General features: G+C 55.8%; 32 protein-coding genes. 14 read left to right on the top strand and 18 right to left on the bottom strand.

Annotation, left to right across the window (positions count from 1 at the left end; translation table 11 throughout):
- Positions 1 to 7: 7 nt before the first annotated feature.
- Positions 8 to 325, bottom strand: a complete 318-nt coding sequence (locus K5D32_RS11650; protein WP_221578047.1) for a DUF3565 domain-containing protein — start codon at positions 323 to 325, stop codon at positions 8 to 10.
- Positions 326 to 338: 13 nt separating this feature from the next.
- Here K5D32_RS11650 and K5D32_RS11645 point away from each other — a divergent pair, with 13 nt between their 5' ends.
- The gene (locus tag K5D32_RS11645; RefSeq protein WP_221577982.1) at positions 339 to 824 is read left to right on the top strand and encodes a peptidylprolyl isomerase; all 486 of its coding nucleotides are present in this window, start codon (positions 339 to 341) and stop codon (positions 822 to 824) included.
- A 125-nt stretch (positions 825 to 949) separates the two neighbouring features.
- The gene (locus tag K5D32_RS11640) at positions 950 to 1,432 is read left to right on the top strand and encodes a glutathione peroxidase (protein WP_025258651.1); all 483 of its coding nucleotides are present in this window, start codon (positions 950 to 952) and stop codon (positions 1,430 to 1,432) included.
- Positions 1,433 to 1,468: 36 nt separating this feature from the next.
- On the opposite strand, the gene K5D32_RS11635 is transcribed toward K5D32_RS11640, so the two are convergent.
- The 4 genes from K5D32_RS11635 to cysZ form a co-directional block, all read right to left on the bottom strand.
- Complete coding sequence (locus K5D32_RS11635; protein WP_221600345.1) at positions 1,469 to 2,647, bottom strand: glycosyltransferase family 1 protein; 1,179 nt, start codon at positions 2,645 to 2,647, stop codon at positions 1,469 to 1,471.
- Between the two features lie 215 nt (positions 2,648 to 2,862).
- Positions 2,863 to 3,354 (bottom strand): hypothetical protein, encoded by a 492-nt coding sequence (locus K5D32_RS25950; RefSeq protein ID WP_260407355.1) that lies wholly within the window; start codon positions 3,352 to 3,354, stop codon positions 2,863 to 2,865.
- An 18-nt stretch (positions 3,355 to 3,372) separates the two neighbouring features.
- Positions 3,373 to 3,696 carry a hypothetical protein gene (locus tag K5D32_RS11625; RefSeq protein WP_221594244.1) on the bottom strand — a complete coding sequence of 108 codons (324 nt, stop codon included), beginning with the start codon at positions 3,694 to 3,696 and terminating at the stop codon, positions 3,373 to 3,375.
- A 290-nt stretch (positions 3,697 to 3,986) separates the two neighbouring features.
- On the bottom strand, positions 3,987 to 4,712 hold the full coding sequence (cysZ, locus tag K5D32_RS11620; protein WP_221577979.1) for a sulfate transporter CysZ: 726 nt from the start codon (positions 4,710 to 4,712) through the stop codon (positions 3,987 to 3,989).
- A gap of 444 nt (positions 4,713 to 5,156) precedes the next feature.
- On the opposite strand from cysZ, the gene trxB reads away from it, so the two are divergent.
- A complete protein-coding gene (gene trxB / locus K5D32_RS11615; protein WP_025258655.1) occupies positions 5,157 to 6,119 on the top strand; it encodes a thioredoxin-disulfide reductase in 963 nt (320 codons plus the stop codon).
- 70 nt (positions 6,120 to 6,189) lie between these two features.
- On the opposite strand, the gene K5D32_RS11610 is transcribed toward trxB, so the two are convergent.
- The 5 genes from K5D32_RS11610 to K5D32_RS11590 form a co-directional block, all read right to left on the bottom strand.
- Complete coding sequence (locus tag K5D32_RS11610; RefSeq protein WP_221600343.1) at positions 6,190 to 6,531, bottom strand: HopJ type III effector protein; 342 nt, start codon at positions 6,529 to 6,531, stop codon at positions 6,190 to 6,192.
- Positions 6,524 to 6,820 carry a DUF1244 domain-containing protein gene (locus K5D32_RS11605; protein WP_025258657.1) on the bottom strand — a complete coding sequence of 99 codons (297 nt, stop codon included), beginning with the start codon at positions 6,818 to 6,820 and terminating at the stop codon, positions 6,524 to 6,526. Before K5D32_RS11605 ends, K5D32_RS11610 begins: the two co-directional genes overlap by 8 nt.
- A gap of 40 nt (positions 6,821 to 6,860) precedes the next feature.
- Positions 6,861 to 7,559 carry a dihydromonapterin reductase gene (gene folM, locus K5D32_RS11600; protein WP_221577976.1) on the bottom strand — a complete coding sequence of 233 codons (699 nt, stop codon included), beginning with the start codon at positions 7,557 to 7,559 and terminating at the stop codon, positions 6,861 to 6,863.
- Between the two features lie 115 nt (positions 7,560 to 7,674).
- A complete protein-coding gene (locus tag K5D32_RS11595) occupies positions 7,675 to 8,244 on the bottom strand; it encodes an antibiotic biosynthesis monooxygenase (protein ID WP_221577975.1) in 570 nt (189 codons plus the stop codon).
- Positions 8,245 to 8,393: 149 nt separating this feature from the next.
- Complete coding sequence (locus tag K5D32_RS11590) at positions 8,394 to 8,999, bottom strand: hypothetical protein (protein WP_221577974.1); 606 nt, start codon at positions 8,997 to 8,999, stop codon at positions 8,394 to 8,396.
- Positions 9,000 to 9,203: 204 nt separating this feature from the next.
- Here K5D32_RS11590 and K5D32_RS11585 point away from each other — a divergent pair, with 204 nt between their 5' ends.
- Together K5D32_RS11585 and K5D32_RS11580 are read left to right on the top strand one after the other, a co-directional pair.
- The gene (locus tag K5D32_RS11585; RefSeq protein ID WP_221577973.1) at positions 9,204 to 9,656 is read left to right on the top strand and encodes a flavodoxin; all 453 of its coding nucleotides are present in this window, start codon (positions 9,204 to 9,206) and stop codon (positions 9,654 to 9,656) included.
- 176 nt (positions 9,657 to 9,832) lie between these two features.
- A complete protein-coding gene (locus K5D32_RS11580) occupies positions 9,833 to 10,393 on the top strand; it encodes a hypothetical protein (protein WP_221577972.1) in 561 nt (186 codons plus the stop codon).
- 18 nt (positions 10,394 to 10,411) lie between these two features.
- Here K5D32_RS11580 and K5D32_RS11575 read toward each other — a convergent pair whose 3' ends face one another.
- A complete protein-coding gene (locus tag K5D32_RS11575) occupies positions 10,412 to 11,215 on the bottom strand; it encodes a SirB1 family protein (protein WP_221577971.1) in 804 nt (267 codons plus the stop codon).
- A gap of 167 nt (positions 11,216 to 11,382) precedes the next feature.
- Between K5D32_RS11575 and K5D32_RS11570 the strand changes: the two genes are divergently transcribed.
- The 4 genes from K5D32_RS11570 to K5D32_RS11555 all read left to right on the top strand — a co-directional run bounded on the left by K5D32_RS11570 (position 11,383) and on the right by K5D32_RS11555 (position 15,695).
- On the top strand, positions 11,383 to 12,405 hold the full coding sequence (locus K5D32_RS11570) for a Glu/Leu/Phe/Val dehydrogenase dimerization domain-containing protein (protein ID WP_221577970.1): 1,023 nt from the start codon (positions 11,383 to 11,385) through the stop codon (positions 12,403 to 12,405).
- Positions 12,406 to 12,499: 94 nt separating this feature from the next.
- A complete protein-coding gene (gene pdhA / locus K5D32_RS11565) occupies positions 12,500 to 13,597 on the top strand; it encodes a pyruvate dehydrogenase (acetyl-transferring) E1 component subunit alpha (RefSeq protein WP_221600341.1) in 1,098 nt (365 codons plus the stop codon).
- A complete protein-coding gene (locus tag K5D32_RS11560) occupies positions 13,587 to 14,573 on the top strand; it encodes an alpha-ketoacid dehydrogenase subunit beta (RefSeq protein ID WP_025258666.1) in 987 nt (328 codons plus the stop codon). Before pdhA ends, K5D32_RS11560 begins: the two co-directional genes overlap by 11 nt.
- An 18-nt stretch (positions 14,574 to 14,591) precedes the next feature.
- A complete protein-coding gene (locus K5D32_RS11555; protein WP_221594237.1) occupies positions 14,592 to 15,695 on the top strand; it encodes a dihydrolipoamide acetyltransferase family protein in 1,104 nt (367 codons plus the stop codon).
- A gap of 76 nt (positions 15,696 to 15,771) precedes the next feature.
- Here K5D32_RS11555 and K5D32_RS11550 read toward each other — a convergent pair whose 3' ends face one another.
- On the bottom strand, positions 15,772 to 16,041 hold the full coding sequence (locus K5D32_RS11550; RefSeq protein WP_025258668.1) for a YebG family protein: 270 nt from the start codon (positions 16,039 to 16,041) through the stop codon (positions 15,772 to 15,774).
- Between the two features lie 258 nt (positions 16,042 to 16,299).
- Here K5D32_RS11550 and K5D32_RS11545 point away from each other — a divergent pair, with 258 nt between their 5' ends.
- Together K5D32_RS11545 and K5D32_RS11540 are read left to right on the top strand one after the other, a co-directional pair.
- On the top strand, positions 16,300 to 16,788 hold the full coding sequence (locus tag K5D32_RS11545) for a phosphate-starvation-inducible protein PsiE (RefSeq protein WP_221600338.1): 489 nt from the start codon (positions 16,300 to 16,302) through the stop codon (positions 16,786 to 16,788).
- Between the two features lie 227 nt (positions 16,789 to 17,015).
- Positions 17,016 to 17,489 carry a hypothetical protein gene (locus tag K5D32_RS11540; protein WP_221600336.1) on the top strand — a complete coding sequence of 158 codons (474 nt, stop codon included), beginning with the start codon at positions 17,016 to 17,018 and terminating at the stop codon, positions 17,487 to 17,489.
- Between the two features lie 292 nt (positions 17,490 to 17,781).
- On the opposite strand, the gene K5D32_RS11535 is transcribed toward K5D32_RS11540, so the two are convergent.
- Entirely contained in the window at positions 17,782 to 18,129 is a 348-nt protein-coding gene (locus K5D32_RS11535; protein ID WP_221600334.1) for a GIY-YIG nuclease family protein, read from the bottom strand.
- Positions 18,130 to 18,584: 455 nt separating this feature from the next.
- On the opposite strand from K5D32_RS11535, the gene K5D32_RS11530 reads away from it, so the two are divergent.
- Positions 18,585 to 19,187, top strand: a complete 603-nt coding sequence (locus K5D32_RS11530) for a hypothetical protein (RefSeq protein ID WP_221600332.1) — start codon at positions 18,585 to 18,587, stop codon at positions 19,185 to 19,187.
- Between the two features lie 495 nt (positions 19,188 to 19,682).
- On the opposite strand, the gene K5D32_RS11525 is transcribed toward K5D32_RS11530, so the two are convergent.
- The 3 genes from K5D32_RS11525 to K5D32_RS11515 all read right to left on the bottom strand — a co-directional run bounded on the left by K5D32_RS11525 (position 19,683) and on the right by K5D32_RS11515 (position 21,279).
- Positions 19,683 to 19,895 (bottom strand): DUF6124 family protein, encoded by a 213-nt coding sequence (locus tag K5D32_RS11525; RefSeq protein WP_095067161.1) that lies wholly within the window; start codon positions 19,893 to 19,895, stop codon positions 19,683 to 19,685.
- 506 nt (positions 19,896 to 20,401) lie between these two features.
- A complete protein-coding gene (locus K5D32_RS11520) occupies positions 20,402 to 20,614 on the bottom strand; it encodes a DUF6124 family protein (protein ID WP_221577965.1) in 213 nt (70 codons plus the stop codon).
- Between the two features lie 332 nt (positions 20,615 to 20,946).
- Positions 20,947 to 21,279 carry a DUF3509 domain-containing protein gene (locus K5D32_RS11515; RefSeq protein WP_198726818.1) on the bottom strand — a complete coding sequence of 111 codons (333 nt, stop codon included), beginning with the start codon at positions 21,277 to 21,279 and terminating at the stop codon, positions 20,947 to 20,949.
- A 163-nt stretch (positions 21,280 to 21,442) separates the two neighbouring features.
- Between K5D32_RS11515 and K5D32_RS11510 the strand changes: the two genes are divergently transcribed.
- Both K5D32_RS11510 and K5D32_RS11505 read left to right on the top strand, forming a co-directional pair.
- Positions 21,443 to 21,991: a sigma-70 family RNA polymerase sigma factor gene (locus tag K5D32_RS11510; RefSeq protein WP_221594233.1), complete on the top strand. Its 549-nt coding sequence runs from the start codon at positions 21,443 to 21,445 to the stop codon at positions 21,989 to 21,991.
- Positions 21,992 to 22,017: 26 nt separating this feature from the next.
- On the top strand, positions 22,018 to 22,947 hold the full coding sequence (locus K5D32_RS11505; RefSeq protein ID WP_260407361.1) for a FecR family protein: 930 nt from the start codon (positions 22,018 to 22,020) through the stop codon (positions 22,945 to 22,947).
- Between the two features lie 67 nt (positions 22,948 to 23,014).
- On the opposite strand, the gene K5D32_RS11500 is transcribed toward K5D32_RS11505, so the two are convergent.
- Both K5D32_RS11500 and fecA read right to left on the bottom strand, forming a co-directional pair.
- A complete protein-coding gene (locus K5D32_RS11500; RefSeq protein ID WP_025258680.1) occupies positions 23,015 to 23,443 on the bottom strand; it encodes an HPF/RaiA family ribosome-associated protein in 429 nt (142 codons plus the stop codon).
- Between the two features lie 245 nt (positions 23,444 to 23,688).
- Positions 23,689 to 26,037 carry a TonB-dependent Fe(3+) dicitrate receptor FecA gene (gene fecA, locus K5D32_RS11495; RefSeq protein WP_221594805.1) on the bottom strand — a complete coding sequence of 783 codons (2,349 nt, stop codon included), beginning with the start codon at positions 26,035 to 26,037 and terminating at the stop codon, positions 23,689 to 23,691.
- Positions 26,038 to 26,086: the final 49 nt, after the last annotated feature.

Raw genomic sequence — 26,086 nt, 5'->3', positions numbered from 1 at the left:
AAAAAAATCAGGAAGTCGTCTGGCGCGACTCCTCGGCGCCAAGACTATCGTTATCTGACGACTTCGCACACCAGCCACAGTGAAAGCCCTGACCTATTTTTTGTTGGCGCTGCTCCGCGTCCAGTACCCAGGCACGGGATTGCCATGGAGGCTGATGGCGAAGGTGTTGTGTGTGCCCGCAGGACAACACCACGATCCAGTGACCGTCTTCATCCTGCCGAAAATCAATAACCGTTGAGTTTTCCAATCGGGGCCGTCTGTCAGAGTTGCGTTCGCTTTCGAGCGATGGCTTGGTTAAACTTGCGCGTTCTTCAATCTTAAGCAAAAGGTCCTGCCCCATGCCGATCGCCGCCAACAAGGCTGTCTCTATTGACTATACCCTGACCAACGACGCTGGTGAGGTCATCGACAGTTCTGCCGGCGGTGCTCCGCTGGTCTACCTGCATGGCGCCGGCAACATCATCCCGGGCCTGGAAAAGGCACTGGTCGGCAAAGACGTCGGTGACGAACTGAAAGTCGCCATCGAGCCTGAAGATGCCTACGGTGAATACTCCGCCGAGCTGGTCAGCACCCTGAACCGCAGCATGTTCGAAGGTGTCGACGAACTGGAAGTCGGCATGCAGTTCCACGCTTCCGGCCCGGACGGCAGCATGCAGATCGTGACCATTCGCGACCTGGATGGCGACGATGTCACCGTCGACGGCAATCACCCACTGGCGGGTCAGCGCCTGAACTTCGAAGTCAAGATCGTGAACATTCGCGATGCCAGCCAAGAAGAACTGGCTCATGGCCACATTCATGGTGAAGGCGGTCATCAGCACTGATTTGTGCTGCTAAGCTCAGGTAACTGACAAAGGCGCTCTGGCTGTTCTGCGATGACGACTTTCGTTACGCAGGTCTGCCACGGCGCCTTTTTGGTTCGCTCGGGCTTCAAGGGGGAGAGGATTTCATGAGTGCTTTTCACGACATCACATTGAAGGCGCTGAACGGGCAGGAACTGCCTCTGGCGCCTTTGAAGAACACAGTGGTCCTGGTCGTCAACGTGGCCTCCAAATGCGGACTCACGCCACAATATGCCGCGCTTGAAAGCCTTTATCAGCAGTACAAGGACAAGGGCTTCAGTGTTCTGGGTCTGCCGTGCAATCAGTTTGCCGGACAGGAGCCTGGTTCCGAGCAGGAAATCCAGGAGTTCTGCAAACTCAATTATGGCGTGACCTTCGCACTGGGCGAAAAGCTCGAGGTCAACGGAGCGCAACGCCATCCGCTGTATCGTCTGCTGGCCGGAGAGGGCGCCGAGTTTCCCGGCGATATCACCTGGAACTTCGAGAAGTTTCTGGTCGGTCGCAACGGTGCCGTGATTGCCCGATTCTCGCCACGCATGGCTCCGGATGATCCTGTGGTTATCCAGGCCATCGAAAAGGCCCTGGCCTGACGCCGTCTGCCGGGTGGCCTTGCGCTTGCCCGGCAATCAGCCTGAAACGGGTTTGACGATCCGGTCCTTGGCCTCGCTGTCGTTGACGCTCAACAACTGCTGCTCGAACTGATCGATAATCGTCGTCCAGCCCTGACGACTGGCATGTTTGCGGGCATTGAGTCTTACCCTGCGCAGGGCTTCACTGTCTTCCACCAGCCAGCGTGCAGCATCAATGAATGCCTCTTCGTCACCGGGCATGGCCAGCGCGCCATTATGACCGTGACGAATATGCTGCCCGGCAGCCGCTTCATCATAGGCCACCACGCCAAGCCCTGAGGCCAGCGCCTCAAGGACGACATTACCGAACGTCTCGGTCAGGCTCGGAAAGAGAAACAGATCGCCGGATGCGTAATGCGCAGCCAGCGCCTCGCCGCGTTGCGTGCCACAGAAAATTGCATCGGGTATCTGCTGCTCTAAAGCAGCCCGCTGCGGCCCGTCTCCCACCACAATCAGCTTCAGGTTGCGCCGTGGATGGCTCTCTTTCAACGCCTCGAAGCAGGTTTTGAGCAGTCCCAGGTTTTTTTCCGGTGCCAGCCTGCCTACATGCAGAAGTGCGGTATCGCCCACCTGCAATCCCCAGCTTTCGCGCAGTGCCTGGGAGCGTCTGGAAGGGTGAAACAACTGGCTGTCCACACCACGAGACAACAACTCGATCCGCTCGAAACCACGCCGCTCCAGCTCCACCTTCTGGCTGATACTGGGCACAAGCGTCATGCGCGAGCGATTGTGGAACCAGCGCAGATAATGGGTCAGCAAGCGAGTGATGAACCCCATGCCGTATTGCTGGGTGTACTGCGGGAAGTTGGTATGGAAACCACTGATCACCGCAATCCCCAGTCGCCGGGCCGCCCGCAACGCAGAAAGCCCCAACGGCCCTTCGGTGGCGATATACAACACATCCGGACGCCGCCGCTGCCAACGACGCAACAGCTTGTGCATCGAAGACTGGCCCCATTGCAAACCTGGATAACCCGGTATCGGCCATCCCCGACACAGCATCAAGTCGTCGGCCGCAGTGAAACCTGCATCCTCACCCTGACGCGGCCGAATCAACTCGACCCGATGCCCGCGCAAACGCAACCCGTCACAAAGCCGCCCCAACGTATTGGCGACGCCATTGATCTCGGGAGTGAAGGTTTCAGTGATAAGGGTGACATGCAGGATTTTGCTCATGAGAGCAGTCTCGGCTTGTTGCATGTCGGTTATGTGGCTTTTGGGTGATGGATTTGTGACGGGGGAGAACGCAAAAAATGGATCAGTATGTAGGACCGGATTTATCCGGGAAGAGGCCTGTACATTCATTACATCTTTCTTTGTAGACATAACGCCTTCCCGGATAAATCCGGTCCTACATGATTCGCGTTTTATATAGTTCTATAGAGTGAAAACTACCAATGGGCCATGTCTTTGAACTTCTGAGGAAGGCTGTCATTGAAATCCAGGATTTTCGCAGGTGGTGTACCTTTAAAAAGCTCTGTTTCGTAGAGTTCTCCGCGAAGCTTTTGCACCGAAGACATCGTTTTTGCAAAATACAATCTTGTTTCGTCAGTGACTATCTGGCCGGTTGTGGTATACCGGATGATTGGGTAGTCAGTAACATCAAATAATTCAAATACCAACGAGTTATAAGCGTACTCATATGCCATTTTTGCTGCTTGAGTCGGGTCCTTGTCGGCCTCGTCAAGGAGTTCAGACCGGAATGTTGATCCCCTGGGAAACGTGTCTCTTTTTCCTTGACTGACTATCGAACCCTCGCTCTGAGTCGCATCCCACACTTGCTTGAATGACATCCCTTCTTCAGTTTGCGCACTAGCCGTGGCTTTTGATCGAGGGCCCAGATTGGTGGCATTGGGAAATGGCAAATCCGTATGAGTTTGCATTTTTCGACTCCGCTCAGGTCAAACAGCATCGTGCTTGAGTTGACGACTCTGCTGGCTTGCCACTCTTTCCAGAGCCGCAGGCCTGGGCTCGAAGTCTTTGTCATTGACGGCGGACTTCCTTTGTTCCGGGCTCATGTTCTGCAGGAAGTAAGTGGATCGTGGTTGCACCAGACGGGTCAGCGTTGCGGCTGAGGGAATGATTGCTGTCCCGGGGCCTTGTGCCGTTTTTTTAACGTCGCTGAAAATCTGGGCAAAACGGCTTGAGCGCGGTTCTGGCATTTTTTCCAGCGCGGCAGGTTTGTAAGCGGTTTGCGGTGCGGCAGTTTTTGTTTTGACTTCCATGGTGTTGCCTCCTGTGGGTTTATTGCAGGAGAGCAAAGAGGGTGCCAGTTTTTATAATTTGTTTTTGACGGTGGGCGATGCTTAATGTTTAAAGGGTTTTAATAAATATCCTACATAAAGATCCTACAACTTGTTTCATATTGATATCACGGCAAGGTTTTTCCTATGGCGGTAATGTATTGCCAGTGCTTTTTTAGTTGTTTTATAGGGAGGTTAAAGCGTGTTCTTTTCATTGCGTAGGATATTTCTTTTTATAGGTTTCAGAAGCGCGTCCATGCGCTTCTGCATAATCAACGTTCTCTCACCCAGAACAACGTCGCCCCGGCCACTGCCGCCGGCATCATCAGGATATTGAGCATCGGCACCAGCAACGCCAGATAAACGATGCCGCCGAAGCTCAGGCTTTGCCAGCGTTTGCTTTTCAGCCAGTCGAGCATTTCGTTCCAGCCCAGTTTGTGGTTGTCCGCCGGGTAGTCGATGTACTGGATAGCCATCATCCATATCCCGAACAGCAGCCAGAGCGGTGCGGCAATGAGGTTGACCACCGGGATAAAGGACAGAATGAACAGCCCGAGCATGCGCGGCAGCATATAGCCCAGCTTGCGGGCTTCGCGTGCCAGGGTGCGGGGGATCATGGCCGCCAGCTCGGACCAGCTGAAGTCGGGCGATTCATCTTTGCCCCGAATCACGGCTTCGACTTTCTCGGACAGAAAGCCATTGAAGGGCGCCGCAATGATATTGGCCAGCATGGTGAAGGTGAAAAACACCATCAGCAGCACCAGCGCCACGAACAGGGGCCAGAGAATGTAGTTCAAAAAGCTCAGCCAGTGCGGCAAGGTCGGCATGAACGCATCGACCCAGATGCCGAATTGATGAATGGCCAGATAGATCAGGCCACAGAACAGCACCAGGTTGATGCTCAGCGGCAGCAGGACAAACAGGCGCAGGCCAGGGCTGAGGACCAGTTTCAGGCCTTCTTTCAGGTATTGCGGGCCTGTCAGGGCAGGGGCGGGCATGGCAGCCTCCGAAAAATGGAAAACGCCCGACCTTACCGACTTTGCCGGATGCTTGAAAGGGCTCTCAGCGGCTCATTGCGTGGGATCGTCATGGTCGTTGTGCATAGAAGTGGACTATGAGGTGGATTGTGAATCGATATTTCCTTACCCTTCTTCACCCCGATAGGCTCTGCATCACTTTCTCGACCTATCCTTTGCAGCTCTTGATGGAGTCATCAATGAGGGTGCTGGTAAAAAAGGCATGACGGCTGGCCCTCAGGGCGTTGCCGATTACCAGACCTCGTCGACTGTCGAGAGCGCGTAATGTGTTGCTGCGGCAGGGGCTCGCAGTTTCAGAACTTTCAGGATTGCCGAGCTACAGAGCACTTCCCCAAGTGTATCGGCAGTCCTTTTTTATCCAGCCGTTCCGACCGCGGCAAACCGGTCGGTCGATAGGAGTGTGTCATGTCCGACGTACGTCATTCCCGAGTGATTATTCTCGGCTCCGGCCCTGCCGGTTACAGCGCTGCGGTGTATGCCGCACGCGCCAACCTCAAGCCTTTGCTGATCACCGGCATGCAGGCTGGCGGTCAATTGACCACCACTACCGAAGTCGATAACTGGCCGGGCGACCCCCATGGCCTGACGGGTCCTGCGCTGATGGAGCGTATGCGCGAGCATGCCGAGCGTTTTGAAACCGAAATCGTGTTCGACCACATCAACTCCGTGGATCTGGCCGGCAAGCCATTCAGCCTCACCGGCGACAGCGCCGTTTACACCTGTGATGCCCTGATCATTGCCACAGGTGCCAGCGCGCGTTACCTGGGTCTGCCGTCGGAAGAAGCATTCATGGGCAAGGGCGTTTCCGCTTGTGCCACCTGTGATGGTTTCTTCTATCGCAACCGTGAAGTGGCTGTGGTCGGTGGTGGCAACACCGCTGTGGAAGAGGCGCTGTATCTGGCTAATATCGCCAGCAAGGTGACTCTGGTTCACCGCCGCGAGACGTTCCGCGCCGAGAAGATCCTGATCGACAAACTGCACGCCCGTGTGGCCGAAGGCAAGATCGAACTCAAGCTGAACGCGACTCTGGATGAAGTGCTGGGCGACGACATGGGCGTCACCGGTGCTCGCCTGAAGAACAACGACGGCACCAGTGACGAACTGAAAGTCGACGGTGTGTTCATCGCGATCGGCCATACCCCGAACACTTCGCTGTTTGAAGGTCAACTGGCTTTGAAGGACGGTTACATGGTTGTGCACGGTGGCCGTGAAGGCAATGCCACTGCCACCAGCGTGGAAGGTGTGTTTGCAGCGGGCGATGTGGCTGACCACGTTTACCGTCAGGCCATCACCTCTGCCGGTGCGGGCTGCATGGCTGCACTGGATGTCGAGCGTTACCTGGACGGTCTGGCGAACGCTTCGTTCTGACCTGACCTCCCGTAGGAGCGAATTCATTCGCGAAGATTTTTCGCGAATGAATTCGCTCCTACGGATTGTTTCAGCCCTTGCGTTTCAACGGCTCACCTTCAAACTTCACACCGGCCAGGCCATGGGCAATCAGTGCCCGGATATTGCCGTGGTCGTTGCTTTCTGGCGTGGCTTGTACCGAGCGGTAGTGCTCGCCGAAAGCCAGCAGGGTTTCTTCGTCACTCAAGCCTTCCAGCAACGCCAGGCCCAGCGTCTTGCACGAGCCTTCGTTCTGGCCGGCTGCGTTTTCGACGCTGCCGTTCTTGAACGCCTGAGGCTGATAGTCATAGCCCTCAGCAATGAATGCCAGGGTATCGGCAAAGGCGTGTTCGCCGCTCTTGAGGCTGGTACGCAGGGTGTTCAGATCAGTCATGCTTGGTTTCCTTGGCGAACGCCGCTTTCTGTTCGGCGCTGGCTTCTTTCTGGTATTGGGCTTTCCACTCGTTGTACGGCATGCCGTAAACCACTTCGCGTGCCTCGTCGAGGCTGACATCGATCTGCTTCTCGTCGGCTGCGGCCTTGTACCACTTGGACAGGCAATTGCGGCAGAAGCCTGAGAGGTTCATCAGGTCGATGTTCTGGACGTCCTTGCGGCTGTCCAGGTGCGCGACCAGGCGGCGGAAGGCGGCGGCTTCAAGTTCGAGGCGTTGTTGCTCGGTCATGATGGGCTCTGTTGGCTAGGGATGGAGGGGAGGCAATGAATCATTCACCGGATCTCCCTTTCTTCAGGTGTCGACCACCATTGATGACGACACTGCTTCCTGTGGTGTAGCGGGCTTCCAGCAAATAGAAGACGGCTTCGATCAAGGGCTCTGCGCCTGGCTCGAATTGCAGCAGCGCTTTTTTCAGCGTCTGGCGGCGATAGTCTTCGTCGCTGTCCGGCTTGAGGATCAGCAGCCCCGGCAGGATCGCGTTGACGCGAATGTCGGGCGCGTATTTCTCGGCGAACGACAGCACCATGTTCTGCAGGGCGGCCTTGGTGGCGGCATAGGCAATATGGCTTTTGCTGCCGCGAGACGAGGTGTCATCGCAGATATGAATGATGTCGGTTTTTTCCGGCCCGGCCAGCAGTTCACCCAGTGCCAGATTCAAATGGTAAGGCGCTTCGACATGGAGCCTGAACATGATGTTCAGGTTTTCCAGGCTGTCGTCCAGCCACAACGAAGCGTTGTGGATGATTGCGCGCAAGCCATCGTAGTTGGAGGAAATGTAGTCGATCAGCGCCAGGCGATCCTGCTCCACGCCCAGATCAGCCTGAAATTGCACGATATTGGGGTGAGGCGAATTCTCTAGCAGGGTGCGGCTGACACTGATGACGTTATAGCCTGCCTGTGCCAACTGGATGGCCAGTTCCAGGCCGACTCGCTGGCTGGCGCCGGTTACAAGGATTGTCTTATTCATTCGGTGCAGTTGGCTTCAAGGTTTTTCGAGCATGAGACCTGCCCGACTCAAAGGCTCCAGCATAACTGAAGTTGTGCCGGGAGTGCGGGCAAGCTCTTGAAACCGTTGTTTTACATCAATTGCCGCCAACCGATTTACCTGCTGCTTCAGGCTCGCACGGCAACTTGTTCAACCAGTCGGCCAGCAGGTAGGTGGACAGCGGAATGAACCAGTAAACCATCAGCGGCGTGAGAATCAGGGTGCTGATCATGATACGTGGTGCCAGTTCCAGATGGCTGAGCAGCGGCCCCAGCAGGAAATTGAATACCAACGAGACAGGAAAGAACGCCAGCCAGATGGCCACAGCCTGTTTCCAGCGAGGCGGGCGTTGATTGGCCGCTCCAAACCAGCCATCGATGCCGCTGACCCGGCGCTCCTGTGGCTGGGCAAAAAGTCCGCTGCCGCGCACCAACCATGAGCGTCGAGAGGCCGAATGCTCCCAGGCGTGCATGGTTTCAGAATCGGCGAAGCGAAAAATGATCTGGAATTCATCATCTCCCGGCGGAGGCGCCAGGACACCGGAGCCCAGATATCCGGGAAAATCGGTAGCAAGTTGTTCGCCTTCGTGCAGCCAGGTCATGAGTTCCTGGTAACGGCCATGGGCAACGCGGCGTGCAACCATCAAGGTGACGGGAGGGGTAGACATTGTGTATCTCCGATAGACGAGTGAGATTCCCGGATAGGGAAGTCACATGACACGGCTCCGGGGTGGTGGGGCTGTGTCAGCTTCGATTTGAAACAAGCAAGGATTGTTCCTGAAAACGCGGCGGGAAGCTATCGGTGCAGTGCGAGGTGTTAACGGTGCATGGCGGGGTGCAGGCGTTGATGCTGTTTGTGCAGGTAGCGCAGCAAGCGTTCTGAGTCTTCCTTGCTGTCCTGATTCAATCGATAAGCGCCAAAGCCATTGGTGGTCATGCGCACCAGTGTTCCTTTCAGGGGGATCGGGGTGTTGCCTGACGGGCTGAACCAGGCGCTGAATTGCCTGGGCGGTTTTTTCGGTTTGCGGTATTCGAGCAGGACACCCTTGGACGAAACCTCATGAACCCAGAGCGAGGTCAGTGCGCCTTTTTCGGTCTCCAGCGCAATGGGCTCGGGCAGGGTCAGGCGCCAGGGCCGAACCTGCGGGCCTTCTTCGAAAATGGTCGGGGTGCCCAGTTCCAGATGCAGGGCATGAAATTCATCCTCGACCAGATGCAGAGGGAAGTTCATCTGCTGATCTTCGAACTGGGCGTGGAGCGTCACCTGTTCATGGGCCGCCAGGCGAGTCAGCAGGTTCTGTATCTGCACGCCACCATTCACAATCAGGCTGCGCGTGCTGTCACGCACGTTGAGCCTGGGGTTGTGCTGCATGCTCTGGATGAAATCCAGCTCAGCCTGGGTGAGGATGGAGTCGGGTTGCATGATGAACTCGAACGGAACAGTGGACGATAAGAAAAAAGACCGTAAATTCCTTTTTCTGTTCTGACCGTTCGTCAGTCTCTTCAGAATCTCGCCCGAAAATTTTGCAGGAGGCCTGGGGATAGACTATCGCTGCAAAATGCAAAGTCAGGCGCAGGATCGATAAGGCATAATGTCCGACTCTTTTACTCTGCCACAGGATTTGTCATGAGAGTCGCCATTATTTCCGGCTCGGTCTATGGATCGGCCGAAGAGGTTGCCCGTCATGCAGGCGCGATTCTGCGCGATGCGGGCCACGAACCCTTGTACAACTCGCGCATCACACTGGCCGAGTTGCAGGCTTTCGAGCCACAGGCCCTGCTGGTCGTGACCTCGACCACTGGCATGGGTGAGTTGCCTGACAACCTCCTGCCTCTTTATTCACAGCTTCGCGATGTCCTGCCGGCTTTCCTGAGAGGCTTGCCCGCCGGTGTGATTGGCCTGGGTGATGCCAGTTATGGCGATACCTTCTGTGGTGGTGGCGAGCAGATCCGTGAATTGTTCACTGAGCTGGGCGCGGTTGAGGTGCAGGAAATGCTGCGTCTGGATGCGAGCGAAAGCGTCACGCCGGAAAGCGATGCCGAGCCCTGGCTGGCGGAGTTCATCAAGCATCTGGGATAAAACATTGTGTGGATGAGGCACTGCAATATTCATGTATTTCGGTGCCTTTTCTTTCTGAGCTGTAAGGTATTTGTATTCAATAAGTAGGACGCGGCTGGATTTTTATCCCGCTATTCACTGATTCCCACCCGCTCCGATATTCAAAGAGTGCCCACTCAATGAATAAGGAGTATCAAATGCCAAAGTCTATTGTTGGCAACCTGCCACAGCTTTCTATAAAAGCGCCTCCCAAGAAAGAAGCCGCCAGGATAAACGCGCCCCAGATCAGCCAGATACTGCAAGAGGTCAGCAGCACGAACTTTGGTGCCATCAGCCTGCTGATGATGGAAAAAAGAAGCATGAAGCCGCTCTTCAAGGGCTTCAATCCTGAGCAGATCACGCCCAAGGAGCTGACCCGGGCGGGCATGCGGCTTTATAACGGCGGGTTTATCGATAATCACACGGCAGAACTCTTGAGCCGTACCGGAGACGAGTTCGACAAACAGGGCAAAGCTGTAAATCCGGACAAGCAAATAAATGCCCTGGAGTTTTTTGCCGAGCGAATTGCCGAGATGAAAAGCAAGGCCTTGATGGGCGACCCTTATGCACAGATCCTGCTGCCCGATTACGTCAAGGCCATCCATGTCATGCAGAACCTGTACACCTTTGCTACCACCGGCACCAGCATGGAGATGATGAAAATCAAGGAAGCAGAGAAACTCGGAAGGCCTCCCTTGATTCCGAGGCCTGACAAATAAAAATATCAGGCCCTGCCGTCAATGAAATGCGCTGTTGGGCGGCAACTGATTCAGCCTCTCCACCACCTTGAGGCGTTGTACAGGATCGTTACTCAGCAGCAGTGCATGTTCCAGATCGAAGCGTTCGGCCTGCGGGCATTCCAGTGCCTGGTACAGGCCGGCGCGGGCCAGATGATCGTGGCTGGTGGCCTGGCCCAGTTCGACGATCCGGTCGGCATCCTTGAGCGATGCCATGAAGTCGTCATTGACCAGATGCAGATGCCGCAGGTTGCGTGACATGCGCTGCAACATACCCAGTGGCGTGGCCTTTGCCATGTGCTCGACCTGCAATTGCATGTCCGGCCCGAATTGGCGCACCAGCAGTTCGCGGCAATCCTTGGGGTACAGCCGGCGTCCACTGCAAGGGTCCAGCAGGTGATCGGCGCCCGGTACGCGCAGCAGGAAGTGTCCGGGGAAGTTGACGCCTTCCAGTGTGATGCCCAGGCGCCGGGCCAGCTCCATGGCGATCAATGCAATGCCCAGCGGCTGACCCTGGCGACGTTGCAGGATCCTGTGCAGCAAGGCAGATTCCGGTTTGGGAGGGTTCCAGTCGTCCTGCTGGAAACCCAGGCTGTTGAGTTGACGCAGCAATGGCTGAGCCAGCTCACTGGCAGGCAAGACCGGCAGCGCCGTATTGAGTTGGCGCTGCAACTGATCGACCTCTTCTGCAACCAGATGAGGCTGAAACTGCGATTCATGTTCGGCCGAAATCCATAACGCGGCCTCGAACACTGAGGGCGGTGTACGCTGCAGGCACGCCAGGCAGTTCTGTCGTGGAGTCATTGGCCACTCCGTGTGGGCTCGTTCGTCTGAAACACTCACAACCATGCTTCTTTTAAACCTGGCTGCGGGTTTCGTCCAGCGTCACTTGCATATGCCTGAATGGTCAGTTGCTTTCCCCGGTAGCGCCTATACTCGCTTCATTAACAAGAACCGGGGAGCACCATTCAATGTTTGCTCTCATGCAGCGGTCACGTACCGAAGCACTTCATCTGGTCAGCGACCCGCAAACGGGTCTCAAGGCCGTCATCGCCATTCATAACAGCCGCATGGGACCGGCTCTGGGAGGTTGTCGTTATCTGACCTATCCAGATGAAGAGAGCGCTATCGAAGACGCTATCCAATTGGCAAGAAGCATGAGCTACAAGGCGGTTCTCGCAGGCTTACCGCTGGGTGGCGGCAAGGCGGTGATCATGCGGCCTTCGCACATTTACAGCCGTGCAGCCATTTTTGAGTCCTTTGGCCGTTTTATTGAAACCCTGGACGGTCGCTACATCACGGCAGTGGATAGCGGTACTTCCAGCGAAGACATGGATTGCGTGGCCATGCACACCCGGCATGTCACCAGCACCAGCGAATCCGGAGATCCATCACCCTATACCGCCATGGGCGTTTTCGCCGGTATTCGCACCACGGCCATGGCGCGTCTGGGCAGCGACAATCTTGAAGGCCTGCGCGTGGCGATTCAGGGCTTGGGCCATGTGGGTTACGCGCTGGCTGAAATGCTGCATGCGGCAGGTGCCGATCTGCTGGTCAGCGATATGGACAGCGGCAAGGTGCAACTGGCGATGCAACAGTTCGGTGCCCATCCCATCGCGTGCGAGGCCTTGATGAGCACGCCTTGCGACATCCTGGCGCCTTGCGCCCTGGGCAGTGCCTTGAACTGCCAGAGTGTGCCGCAACTGCGCTGCGCGGCAGTCGCTGGTGCCGCCAATAACCAATTGAGCAGCTTGCAGGTCGCCGAGCAGCTTGAAGCGCGCGGCATTCTTTATGCGCCGGACTATGTCATCAACTCCGGCGGCCTCATTTATGTAGCCCTCAAACATAAAGGAGAAAATCAGAACGCTATCACCGCGCATCTTTTACGAATCGGGCTACGATTGACGGAGGTGTATGCCCATTCACAGGCCGAAAAACGCTCACCCGCGTGTATCGCCGATGCGTTGGCAGAACGCCTGCTAAATGTCGAATGATGGCCCACCATCCCGGAGCCGTTCGACCTGATCTTCGCCGCCAAAAGCAGCGATTCATGATCACCACGCATACCCCGCGTGACTGGAGTAGCGAATGTCTAACAAGATCAAGCTTGCGTATACCCGTTACCTGGCCCCCGACGGTCGCTTGACCGAAGAGCTTCCCCCTTGGGCCGATGACTTCAACCTGCTGACACGCCTTTATCGGCAAATGGTCCTTACCCGTCTGTTCGACCAGAAAGCCGTCGCCCTGCAACGTACCGGCCGCATCGGCACCTACGCGCCGACCCTTGGCCAGGAAGCCATCGGTGTCGCCATCGGCAGCCTGATGCATCCCGAAGACGTACTGGTTCCCTATTACCGTGACACTGCCGTGCAACTGATGCGTGGCGTGCGCATGGAAGAAATCCTTCTTTACTGGGGCGGAGACGAGCGAGGCAGTGCCTATGCCGAGCCTGCCGTGGCCCAGGACTTTCCCCTGTGCGTGCCGATTGCGACCCAGGCCCTGCATGCCTGTGGCGTGGCCAGTGCCTTCAAGATCCGAGGCGAACATCGCGTGGCTGTCACCACCTGCGGTGACGGCGCGACCAGCAAGGGCGACTTCCTCGAAGCCCTCAATGTGGCGGGCGCCTGGCAATTGCCGGTGGTGTTTGTCGTCAACAACAACCAATGGGCGATTTCCGTTCCCCGGCGCATCCAGTGCGGCGCGCCGACCCTGGCTCAGAAGGCCATCGGAGCGGGCTTCCATGGCGAACAAGTCGACGGCAACGACATCGTCGCTGTCTACGACCGTATGCAGATTGCCCTCGAGCGGGCGCGCAAAGGCAAAGGGCCGGTGTTGCTCGAATGCCTGAGCTACCGACTGGGCGACCACACCACCGCCGACGATGCTACTCGTTACCGTTCCGGCGAAGAGGTCAAACAGGCCTGGCTGGAAGAGCCCGTCAAACGGCTGCAATCCTATATGGTCAGCCAGGGTGTGTGGGATGAAGGGCGCGAGCAGACGCTGATCAGCGAGTGTCAGGGCCTGGTGCAAATGGCGGTGGACGTGTTCGAAAGCACCGGTACCCAGTCTCCCGAGTCTGTCATGCAACATGTCTACGCCAGATGGCCTGACGCGCTGGCGGAGCAGCATGAGTGGTTCATGGAGCGTGCTGCACGTCGTGCCGGAGGTGATCATCATGGCCAATGAAAAAGTCAGTCTGCTGGAAGCCGTGAACCTGGCGATGCACCGGGCTATGGCCGAAGACGAAAACGTCGTGGTGCTGGGCGAGGACGTCGGCGTGAATGGCGGCGTGTTCCGTGCTACTCAAGGCTTGCGTGACAGCTTCGGTTTCAAGCGCGTGATCGATTCGCCACTGGCGGAAACCATGCTCGGCGGCCTGGTGGTCGGCATGGCGGCGCAGGGGTTGAAACCCGTGGTGGAAATCCAGTTCATGGGCTTCATCTATGCCGCCATGGAGCATCTGGTTTCCCATGCCAGCCGCATTCGTAATCGCACCCGTGGGCGTCTTTCCTGCCCTATGGTGCTGCGCACGCCCATGGGCGCGGGGATTCGTGCTCCCGAACATCACAGCGAAAGCACCGAGGCCATGTTCGCTCACGTGCCAGGCCTGCGAGTGGTCATCCCGTCGTCACCTGCCCGCGCCTATGGATTGTTGCTGGCGGCCATCGACGATCCCGATCCGGTGATCTTCCTGGAGCCAACCCGGCTCTATCGCATGAACCCGCAACCCCTTATCGATGACGGCAAACGCCTGCCGCTGGACAGCTGTTTCACCTTGCGTGAAGGCAGCGATATCACCCTGATCAGTTGGGGCGCCAGCGTGCATGAAACCTTGCAGGCGGCCAGTGCGCTGGCCGAGCGAGGTGTTTCGGCAGAAGTCATCGATGTGGCCTGCGTCAAACCCCTGGACCTCGACACACTTGAAGCCTCGGTGCGCAAGACCGGGCGTTGCGTGATCATCCACGAAGCGCCGCGTTCATGTGCCGTCGGTTCTGAAATCGCCGCCAGCCTTTATGAGCGGGCCTTCATGGATCTGCAGGCACCCATCCAGCGTGTCACTGCCCCGGATATTCCACCGCCGTTGTACCGGCTGGAACAGCTTTATATCCCGGCAGTTGAAGACATTCTGCATGCCTGCGACACCGTGCTCGATTTCGCCTGACGCCCAAGGAGGCTTGCGATGAAATATTTCAAACTGCCCGATCTGGGCGAAGGTCTGCAAGAAGCGGAAGTGGTCCAGTGGCACGTCAAGGAAGGCGACACCGTGCGTGCCGATCAACTGGTGGTTTCGGTGGAAACCGCCAAGGCCATCGTCGATATCCCCGCGCCTTATGACGGCGTGGTCGCCAAACTGTTTGGCGGCGACGGCGATGTCCTGCATGTGGGTGAACCCCTGATGGCCTTTGAAGGCGAGGGCGATGCCGGCACCGTGGTCGGGCGTCTTGAAGGAGGCGGCAGCCAGGACGATCAGTTCTGTGTCGGCGCAGCGCCTTCGACCCGTGAACACCTGTCCGTAAAAGCCACGCCCGCCGTGCGCCAACTGGCCCGGCAACTGGGTGTGGAGTTGAACGCCTTGGCCGGCTCAGGCAATAACGGCCTGATCACCCGAGCCGATGTCGAGCGCGCAGCCCAGATCGAACGCGACCGCTTTGGCGGCCAGCGCTTGCGCGGAGTGCGGCGCAGCATGGCGCTCAACATGGCCAAGTCCCATGCCGAAGTGGTGCCGGTGACCATCTTCGGTGATGCCGACCTGCATCGTTGGGCGCAGGCCCGTGATCCATTGATCCGCCTGGGCAAGGCCATGGCCGAAGCCTGCAAGGTGGAGCCGGTGCTCAATAGCTGGTTCGACGGCAAATCCCTGTCGATCAAGCAGCATGAAACCCTCAACCTGGGTATCGCCGTGGACACGCCCGATGGCTTGTTCGTACCGGTGCTGCGCGATGTGGGCAACCGAACAGCGGCTGACCTGAAAGAAGGCATGAGCCGCTTGCGCGCCGACGTCAAAGCCCGCTCCATCCCGCCACAGGAAATGATGGGTGCAACCATCACCCTGTCCAACTTCGGCACCCTGTTCGGGCGTTACGCCAACCCGATTGTCGTACCGCCGCAAGTGGCGATCATTGGTGCAGGAGGGATTCGTGAAGAGCCTGTGGCCATGAACGGAGAGGTGGTTATTCACCCGATCCTGCCGCTGTCACTGACCTTCGATCATCGGGCCGTAACGGGAGGGGAAGCAGCGCGGTTCTTCAAGGCGCTGGTGGATGAACTGGAGAAGCCGGAGTGATGGAGGAGTAACAGGTTGCATCTTTCGCGAATGAATTCGCTCCCACACGGATCGAATTCATTCGCGAACCCCCGACTCACTCGGTTTCAGCTTCGGTTTCGCTCAGCAATTCATTCAAGGCATCCGGCTGGCTCTTGAAGGCGCGGGCGAAGATGTCGCGGTTTTTCGCCATGTAAATCCCGGCTTCTTCAACCTGGGCTTCCGTCAGCGACGGCACGGCCTTGTTCAACACTGTTGCCAGCAACTCAGCGAGTTCAAGCATCTTGTCATGACGATCAGCTTCGGCTTTATCCATGAACAAACGCTCCAGATCTCGGCTGCTGCGGTATACCACTTCGACGGCCATTCACTACCTCACATGCCCTTGCGATAAATTTAATGAATACTGTATTTTTGTACAGTGTTTAGCATAAGCCAATCCGCTTCCCTTGAATAGTGGCCTTAAAACACATTTTTTGTCTGCCCGGTGTGCCTTGCGACAACCCGTCGCGCTCTCAACCATAGCCTATGGCCCTGTTCCTGCTTTAAAAAGCAGCAGTGCAGAGTGTCATGTGCATACAGCATCATCCGGTTGGTAAAAATTCAGGTTCAGAGGTAGAGCGTCATGGGAAACAAATGGGCAGAAAAGATGCGGCAAAAAGTGCATTCGCAAGCCGAATCGCTGGGGAATCTCTGTGTGGAGAGCTTCCACTTCCTGGCACTGTTCGCCATCGGCGCCATCACTGCCTGGGCATCGGTCGTCGCCTTTCTGGGGATGGTCGAGAAGGGCAACATCACGGTCGATGACATCCTGCTGCTCTTCATCTACCTGGAACTGGGTGCGATGACGGGGATTTACTTCAAGACCAACCACATGCCCGTCCGCTTCCTGATCTACGTCGCCATCACGGCACTGACCCGGTTGCTGATCTCGGACGTCTCCCACCACAACCCGCCAAGTATGGGGATCATCTACCTGTGCGGCGGTATCCTCCTGCTGGCGATTTCGATTCTGGTGGTGCGTTATGCGTCGTACAAATACCCGTCGGCGAAGATTCCGGACCCGTTCAGTAATGTGAAAGGGGCGGTGACGGAGGAGAAGGGAGAGGTTTGATGGTTTGGGGCCGGAGCCGTGCTCCGGTTTTACTGGGCCTGGTGTGTTTCAGCTTTTGGTCGATTACTGGCCTTTGCGAGAGTTAGAAATCGGCCATAAGCTGACTTTCAGGTGTCTCCAAGGGGAGGCTATTCTAGATGTGTTACAGTCGTTTGAAAAATAAGATATTGCCTCGGGTTGTCAGAGAATTATTTATTATGAGCAGCTTTAAGAATAAGGAATTGGTTATGTTTCGCGGGTTAATTTTTATGCTGTTTATAGGGCTCTCAGGCTGTATGAGTAAGTTTCATCAACAGCCATACCTTACATATGCCGATGAAGCGCATTCGCTTTCTGATACAGCTGTGTTTTCTACTGCTGGCTTCGTCGGTAATACATTAGGACAAATTATCGCTGTGAATGGAAAGGAAACAAGTTGCTGGGAAGTTGGCTGCCCAATTTGGGTGCGAGTATTGCCTGGCGATAATGTCTTCACTTTACGATTTTCTGTTTATGATAACGGTATTTCATCATATAAACAGGGGCAGGCTGAACTTAAAGTGTCTGGTATGAAAGCCAAACATTTATATGAGGTTGTATTTTCGAATGACAGCAATGGATTCAGCATAACGCCTAAAGACCTCGGAGAGAACCCCACTTATAGCGTAGTGCTTGGCCTAAAAGGGTTCAATCAAAAGGCTTTCCCAGTTCGATTTGAATAGAATCGGGTTTCATTATTGGACACAAAGTGCACGCTTTATGTTTGTTCCAAATCTTTTGAGCCGCTACTGTCTGTCGTGACCTTCATTAATCAGCCAGAAGCGGACAGTTTCACTGGGACTGGGCTGGCGCGCTGAAAACGCGTCCCGGCGAGCGTGCTTGAATGCCTTGATATGTACTCCTTCGCCGAGTAAGCGGAAAGACAAATGGCTTTTCTTGAGTTAAATTTATTTCGTTTAGCTTGTATTTAAATCTAATATCACTACAACTAAATCGTCGAATCAGATCTTTTACTTAAATGTTGCTTAGTTCGTAACTCCAAGTCTTAATTATAGATCCACCTCTAACTTTATCGAAACCATACTTTTGCCCCAAGGCTACGGTGATAGTATTTTCAATCTCTGTGACCCAGAAATAATCGCCAATTGATCTAAAGGCTGCATGTAAATGAGTTGCTTTTCTCTTCCCGGTGAGGCCTTTTTCCATATATTTGAAAGCGCCCTTTTTCTTTAATGTAGAGTAAGGGCTTTTCTTGCCATGGCTTCGCAGCCTTGATCTCAACCCCTTAGCTGTGCCGACATACCATGAGTTCAGCTCAAGCTTCAAAATATAGATATACCAATTTCTAATTTCTTCACTCATTTTCCGTAATCAAATTGTGCATGATGATTAAGCTAATTCCTCTGAGACACAACTCGATTTGCACTGAGCGTGTCTATTGCAAGTGGGTTACGCCGCACGGCAGGAATAGGTCTGCTGAGGTCGAGGCGTCTCATGCAGGTGTCTACCGGAGCGAGGGGTAGCCCAATAACGTCCGCTCTTGGCCGAAAGCAGCCGGTGAGGAAAGTCAAATTTCGACTCAAAGGAGACTTTGATTGCCCCGGCGGCGCCTCTAAGGTCTGTACGAAATGTATTCCAGTGAAGGCCAGGCAAGGCGAAAACAAGCGAGGAAGCGGCGTTGACTGGTTGTCAATGAGCATTCCGAGCCTGTTTTCAACGCAGCGTGGGCGAGCTGGGATGCATTTCGTATAGAGCCTAGGTACTATTCCTCGTATATGAACTGCCAAATTTTGAACATCAATAGAGGTAGAGGAAGGATGGAGGACGAGGCATTCAGCATCTTGACGCCGTACGAAGCGTTTTACATTCAGTCGATGCTCTTCAATACGACCTCTGCCTTCCAGTCGTGCAGCATTGCAGAAAAGATCATGCAGAAGATCTCAACTGGGGAGATTGATCCGCAAGAGAAAAAGGACATACTACTGGACTGCTTGCAGAACGTCGTCAACCAGTCTGGAGCTATATCGCGATACTTTTTCCCGTCGCGTGATGGAGTGAAGGGAACGGACAGGAAAACCATTCACAGGGATCGCGGACAGTATCTGTCAAGGGTATTTGGTGTAAAGGACGACAGCCCCCTGATGAATAGGGCGTTAAGGAATTCGATTGAACACTTTGACGAGCGGCTTGATCTTTATCTTCAAGAGGGGATAGTCGGATACATTTTTCCTAGCCTCATTCTTCCTGAGCCTGAAGAGTCGGATGTGCCTCATCACATCTTCAGGGCTTACTACTTGAAGGAAGGCATTTATCAAGTGCTAGGTGAGCGATACGAGATCCAGCCAATTGTTGATGAGGTAGCCAGAATTCACGATCTATTAGTTAAGTTTGACGGCAATGGCGGAGTCTTCCGCTCGTAAAAAGGGCTTTACGCTCCTTTTTTATTGTACTGACGCATAGATATGATCCAAGGAGAAGTTTGCCAAATTGGCGATCTCTTAGAACGCTGGCGAATGTCTACTTCTGGCCGATTCTGTTGAAAAAGTCCTGCCGCGATTTTTTCCCATGCAAGAGCGTCAACGACGTTGAAATCTGGTGCGTTCAGAAGACAGAGCTGTCTTGGTTTTTACGTAGCAACGCCGAAATCGAGCATTTTTTGAACCTCCGAAAAGCAGCTCTCTCAGAAACCGACTTTTTCAACAGAATCGGCCGATTTCAGCCGGTCACAACTACCAAAGTGTCAGCCAAATGCTCTCGCAAATAGCCGATCAAGCAACTGCAGTCACACTGCAAGAGAAAAGGAAAATTGATTGTTCCGTGAGACCGGATAGAAGCCCGTATATCCGCAGCATTATGTCGTCGGACCGGATAATGCAGAGCACCACCCCATCCGGTCCCACACAGTTTCAACAGCCTTACCGTGGCTCAACCCGCTCCAACGACCGATCCAGTTCGGTCCTTGCAATGCCGATCAGATGAACAACAGAAAAAGCCAAATCCCGTTTCGGGCCGTTGAGGCTGTCGCCGGATTCGTAGGCGGTGGCGGCTGCGCAGCGCAGCAGGTCGGAGACGTATAGCAGGGATTCTTCGAGAGAAGACGGCGGTGGATCGGGCGTTACTTTTTTCATGGCTAAGTCCTCGTAAGGCCACCTGCAAATCGCTGCTAAACGATTGAGGGTGGCGACTTTGACGCGGGTTAGCAGACCGGGAACTTAGCCAAAACCGGCGCACCCGAAGGTGCCCCACGCAAAGCCGCCATAGGCGATACTTTTTGCGTGACTAAGCTCTCAGGCTGCTAAACCCGATCACTGATGAGCAGTGACCGGCACAGCCTAGAGAGCCAAAAAGGGCCACGCAAGGGGATAGGATTTTCTAGGAAACTTCGTGCAGATGATAGAGACAGGTCCGTAAGAAACGACCTGCAAACGAGGCATTTCGTTAGCTTAAGTTACATCGCACCCCTCATCTTGCGTAGACAGGGACTACCTGTCGCTCTCAGACGTTGGTCGCGGGCAAGCGCTCATTAACCTTAATATTTGGAGCGAATTCATTCGCGAGAGGCCTGTACATTCGAAGAAAATCTATCGTCTTCAATGACGTATCGCGGATGAATCCGCTCCCACAAGTGGCAGGCCTAGCGTACTTCCACACGCTCCAGCGAGCGGTCCAGTTCGGTTTGGGCCATGCTGATCAGGTGTACGACTGAGAAGGCCAGGTCGCGTTTCGTGCCGTTGAGACAGTCTCCGGACTCATAGGCGGTGGCCGCAGCGCAGCGTAGCAGTTCGGAGATGTGTTGCAGGGATTCTTCGAGAGAAGGTGTGGGATCGGCGGGCGTTATTGTTTTCATAACCGGTTTCCTCATGGGGGCACCGTACAATCGCTGCTAACAATTGAGGGTGGTGACTTTGGCGCAGGCTAGCAGACCGGGAAACTAGTCAAAACCGGCGCACCCGAAGGAGCCCCCTGCAAACCGCCATGAGGGCATTTTTTGCGTGGCTAGTCATTCTCGGGCTGCTGAACAATATCACTGCTGTGATTCAGCATAGCCCAGAGAGCCAATAAGGCCACGCAAGGGAATTGGATTTTCTAAGAAGCCCACGCAGATGAAAGAGATAAGTCTGTAAAAAATGCCCTGTATTCAGGGCATTTTCGTTAGATCAAGTAACACCGACACTCTTTTCAGAGGCCCGCCGTCCGCTCATGGCGGTCTGGTCGCCAGTGACCGCCGGTAAGGACCGGCAACTGGCTGAGGGTGACGCCATCGGTCATGGCTGTGAGGATTTTCAGGGCGCTGTCGCCTCGCTCGATGGCGATGCCGAATTGCACGCTTTCGATGAGGCGGCGCAGGCGTTCGGGGTCGTTGCGTTGGGCGGCGCTGATCAGGCGCTTGGCGACTACGCCCTTTTCGTTCGACAGTGTCAGCATGATGCTGCCATCCAGTCCCTGGATGCTCAGATTCACCCGGTAATCGGGATGAAAGGTATCGGTGATCATCTGAAAAGGATTATCCATATCGTCTACCTGTCTATGTGAACTGCATAAGTTGACCGGGTATTAGTCCCTTTAGTTCTCAGTGGCTGACCATCGGCAAGCTTTTCTAGTGCTTGCTGATGGCAGGTTTTGCTGTCATCTTTCGCGTTAATGATAATTTTTCGTGTTTGAGAAGCATTGACGCATGCGCGACTTTTCCGCAGCTGATGACGACCTTGTGCCTGATCGTCGGCAGCAAATGACCGAGCTCTACAGCGACCACCATCTGTGGCTGCAAAACTGGCTGCGAAAAAAGATTGGGTGCTCGCAACGTGCTGCGGATCTGGCCCAGGACGCTTTCGTACGTATCCTGATGCTGGCCGAACCGCTCAATCTCAAGGAGCCTCGGGCGTTTCTTGCCACCACTGCGACGCGCTTGCTGATCGATGGTGCGCGGCGTCGCAAGATCGAGCGCGCCTACCTGGATGCGCTGGCGCTGCATGCCGACGAGGCTTGTACGCCGAATCCCGAAGCCATTCATGTCGCGCTGCAGATGCTGGAGCGAATCGCTCAAATGCTTGACGGCTTGCCTCCCAGGCCGCGTCAGGCATTTTTGCTTCACCGCCTTGAGGGGATGACTTACAGCGAAATAGCCATTCAATTGGGTGTGTCCTCCAGCATGGTCAAACAATACATGGCCAGCGTGATGGTGCATTGCTACAAGACACTGCACGGTTCGGGCCATCTCTCGTGACTGATGCGCACGAACCCGGCGAGCGGATGATCAGCGAAGCGGCCTCCTGGCTTGCATTGATGAATGACGATGCGGTGAGCGCGGCTGATCGTGAGGCCTTTGACAGGTGGCGCGAGGCGGACCCGCGACACGCTCTGGCGCTGTCACGCATGCAGTCCTTGTGGGGCAGTTTTGATGAATTACCGGGCAAGCCGGCGCGTGTCGCATTGCGTCAGGCATTCCCGCATTCGGGGGTGAAACCCTCTTTTCGAGGGTTGCAGGTCATCGCTCTTTTAGGCATTTTGCTGGGCGGCTGGATGAGTGTCGAGCACCTGCCGATCTGGATGGCCGATCAGCACACGGCCATTGGTGAGCGCCGCGAATTTCTGCTGTCCGATGGCAGCGAAGTGCAGCTCAACAGCAATTCGGCGCTGGATATAAAATTCGACGGACGGCAACGTGAGGTGGAATTGTTGCGCGGCGAATTGTGGGTTCAGGTTGCAAAGGATGCACAGCGCCCATTTGTGGTGCGCACCGATCAGGGCACCATCACAGCATTGGGGACGCGATTCCTTGTGCGCCGCGGCCCGCAAGGGACCACGGTCAGCGTGCTGGAGTCTGCCATTGCGGCCAAGGCCGATAGCGCGGATGTTGTGAAAGTTGCAACCGGCCAGCAGGCCTTGCTCAAGGACGGTCTGGTTCAGATGCCGAAGCCGATAGGCAACGGCGACCCATCGGCATGGACCCGTGGCGTGCTCAAGGTCGATGACCGGCCTCTCGGCGAAGTGCTGCAAACACTGGCCGATTATCGACATGGCTTGTTGCGTTTCGATTCCAGGGCTCTGGAAGGGATACGGGTTTCGGGGCTGTTCCGCCTTGATGACACCGACGCTGCGCTTGCAGCCTTGAGCGATAACCTGCCTATCCGCGTCGAGCGCTTTACTGACCTGCTGATCGTGGTCAAACCGCTGCCCTGAAAACAGGAAGGGCGGCTCTTTTCAGGGCCGCCCTCGGTTACGCGATCAATGTGTCAGAGAGTGGAAATCAGCCCAGTCGAGCGACTTCCTTTTCCAGTTCTTTCTCAAGAAATTCTTCCTCCAGCAGGGCGTCCGGACTGACCGAATCTTCATCCTGATCTTGGGGCAGTGGTGCGCCGCCACGTTTGCTGCGCAGTTTGCCCAACAGGTGCTCAAGGGCGTGATCGAGTTTTGCGGCTGCGCCATCAACGGCCTGGTCGACGGTATCGGCCTTTTGAGTGACGGAAATCGGTTGATGGCCTTTTGGACGTGCCTCTATCTGGCAGCGGATGTCATGTGGACCCGGCTTTTCGCCGTTTTCATCACTGAGGTGAACTTCGACGCGGGTTACATATTCGTCGTAGCGTTCGAGCGTGCTTTCAATGGTGGTACGAACCCACTCCTCCAGTCGGATACTGCTTTCGATGTGATTATCGCTATTGACCTGGATTTGCATAGTTAATCCTTATTAGGGCTTGCTCGTGTGAGGCTCATTGATCGATTTCTTGCGGAGCTCGATTTCGTTTGCGCTCAAGCACAGTGTTGGCGCCAATGAGCCAACAATTCAACCCCTAAATGGAAGAAATATTTCGCAGCAAAAATATTGTTTGAATGCGATGGGTTCTCATCCATTGTCTTCGCGACTGAAGTCGCTCCCACATACGCTGTAGGAGCGAATTCATTCGCGAATGCATCAGTCCCTTAAAACGCCACAGACGTCTGCACATACACCGTGCGCGGTTCACCCACGTACTTGCCGCGGTTGTTGTCGTCGAACGAGCGGGTGAAGTATTCGCGGTTGAAGATGTTCTTCACGCCCACCGCCACGTTCAGGTCCGACAGTTTCGGGCCGAAGTCATAGGCGGCGCGGGTGCTGAACAGCATGTAACCGGGGATTTTGCCGTTGTTGCCGCTGGCGCTTTCTGCCACGGTGTTGGCGTTGTCGGCGAACTGGTCGCTCTGGAACGAGCTGTCCAGGTTCAGCTTCCATGGGCCTTCGGTGTATCGCACGCCCAGGGTGCCTTTGTGTCTGGACGAGAAGGGCACACGATTGCCTTTGTTCGGGCCATCTTCGCGGATGGTTGCATCCACAAACGCATAGCTGGCGTAGACCTCGTAGGCATCCAGCGCCGGGTTCAGGTCGCTCAAGGCATAGTTGATGCTGCTCTCGATCCCCTGATGGCGGGTTTCGCCGCGCGCGATGATGCGGTTGTCGGTCTGGTTGGTGTCGTACTGGTTATCGAAGTTGATCAGGAATGCGCCGAGCTCTGCGCGCAGCACGCCGTTGTCATAGCGGGTGCCCAGTTCCCAGGTACGCGCCTTTTCCGGCTGGACTTCACCGCCGTTGACGCGGTTAGGCATCTGGCTGTACTGCACGCTGCCGAACGAACCTTCGGTGTTGGCGTACAGGTTCCAGGTGTCCGTGACGTGGTAGAGCACGTTCAAGGCCGGCAGCGCCGTGTTGTAGTCGCCCTGGTATTTGACGTTGGTCTGGTTGTTGGACTGCGCCGTGTCGATCATCTCGTAGCGAATGCCGGGCGTGATGGTCCACTTGCCGATGTCGATGCGGTCATCGATGTAGAACGCCTTGGCATCGGTGTAGCCACGGGTATCGCGGTCTTGCGTGCTCGACGTGCTGGGCATGATTTGCGAAGCAGTGGTTTCGTTGTAGCGCACTTCGTGGCCGGATTCGTTGATGTAGCGATAACCGACACCCACTTCATGCCAGCTCTCGCCCAGTGCGAAGCCTTGGGAGAAACGGGTTTCGAAACCGCGAACCCAGTATTCGCGCGGTGACAGGGTGACGATGTTGCCCTGTTCCAGATAACCGCTGCGCAGGGTCTTGGTGAAGAAAGTGTTGGCGGTGAAAACCCGGGCGTCCTGCTCGTAGCGATAGCCGAAGTTGGCCAGGGTGCGACGGCCCCAGAACTTGTCTTTCAGGCGCGTCGATTGGTACGGGTCGGCATCATAATCCGCGACACTCAGGCCGCCAGGCATCTCGGCTTCACCTTCATAATACTGCGCCATGGCGTTGAGGCTGTTGGCGTCGTCGATCTGGTATTTGCCCTTGAGGATCAGGTCGTCGATCTGTGTATTGCTGTGTTCGCGCCAGTCACTGCCGCGCACGCCGGAATACAGAATCGCGCCGCCCAGGCCATTTTCCGCCGTGCCGCCCAGCAGCAGGTTGCCGGTTTTCTTGAAACCGTCCTGAGTGGAAGACGGGCTGATTTCGGTCTGCACGGAGCCCTTCATGGTGGGTTCATCCGGGATGGCGCGGGTCACGAAGTTGACGATACCGCCGACGTTCTGTGGGCCATAACGCACGGCACCGCCGCCACGCACCACGTCCACGGCATCCATGTTGCCCAGGCTGATCGGCGCAAGAGACAACTGAGGCTGGCCGTAAGGCGCGAATGGCACCGGGATGCCATCCATCAAGACTGTGGAGCGCGACGCCAGGCGCGGGTTGAGGCCACGAATGCCGAAGTTCAGCGCCATGTCGTGGCTGCCGGTGCCGTTGTTGTCCGGGGCGTTGACGCCGGGAATGCGGTTGAGCACTTCGCGGGCGTTGGTTGAGCCATTACGCTCGAACTCTTCACGACGAATCACGTCACGGGCACCGGGATGCTCGAAGACGTTGGTCTGCTGAGCCTCACCCAGCCAGTCGCCGACAATGGTCGATGCGCCCAGCTCCACAGGCCCGCTGCCTGCCGTGCTGATCGGTTGCAGGGTAAACCCGTTATTGCCATCGGCCTGGGCTTGCAGGCCTGTGCCTTCCAGCAATGCCGCCAAGCCTTGCTCAGGCGTGTATTGACCTTCCAGACCCCGGCTTTTCAGGCCGCTGGTGACTTGCGAGCCATAGGAAATCAGCACGCCGGCTTCGCGACCAAACTGGTTCAGCGCTGTTTCGAGTTCGCTTGGGGCAATGTGATAAGCCTTGGCTTCTTCGGCATGCGCCAGCGACAGACTGCCCAACGACAGGCTCGCGCCGAAAATGATATGCCGCAGGGTGCGAACCAGAGGTGACAGTTGGGGCGATCGGGTCGACATGCAGGGAGTCCTTTGATCTGGAGGATTAGAGTTGCTTTCCCTGTCTGTC

The organism is Pseudomonas cichorii (assembly GCF_019719005.1).
Lineage (GTDB): Bacteria > Pseudomonadota > Gammaproteobacteria > Pseudomonadales > Pseudomonadaceae > Aquipseudomonas > Aquipseudomonas cichorii_E.
This window is presented reverse-complemented; position numbering and strand designations above follow the sequence as displayed.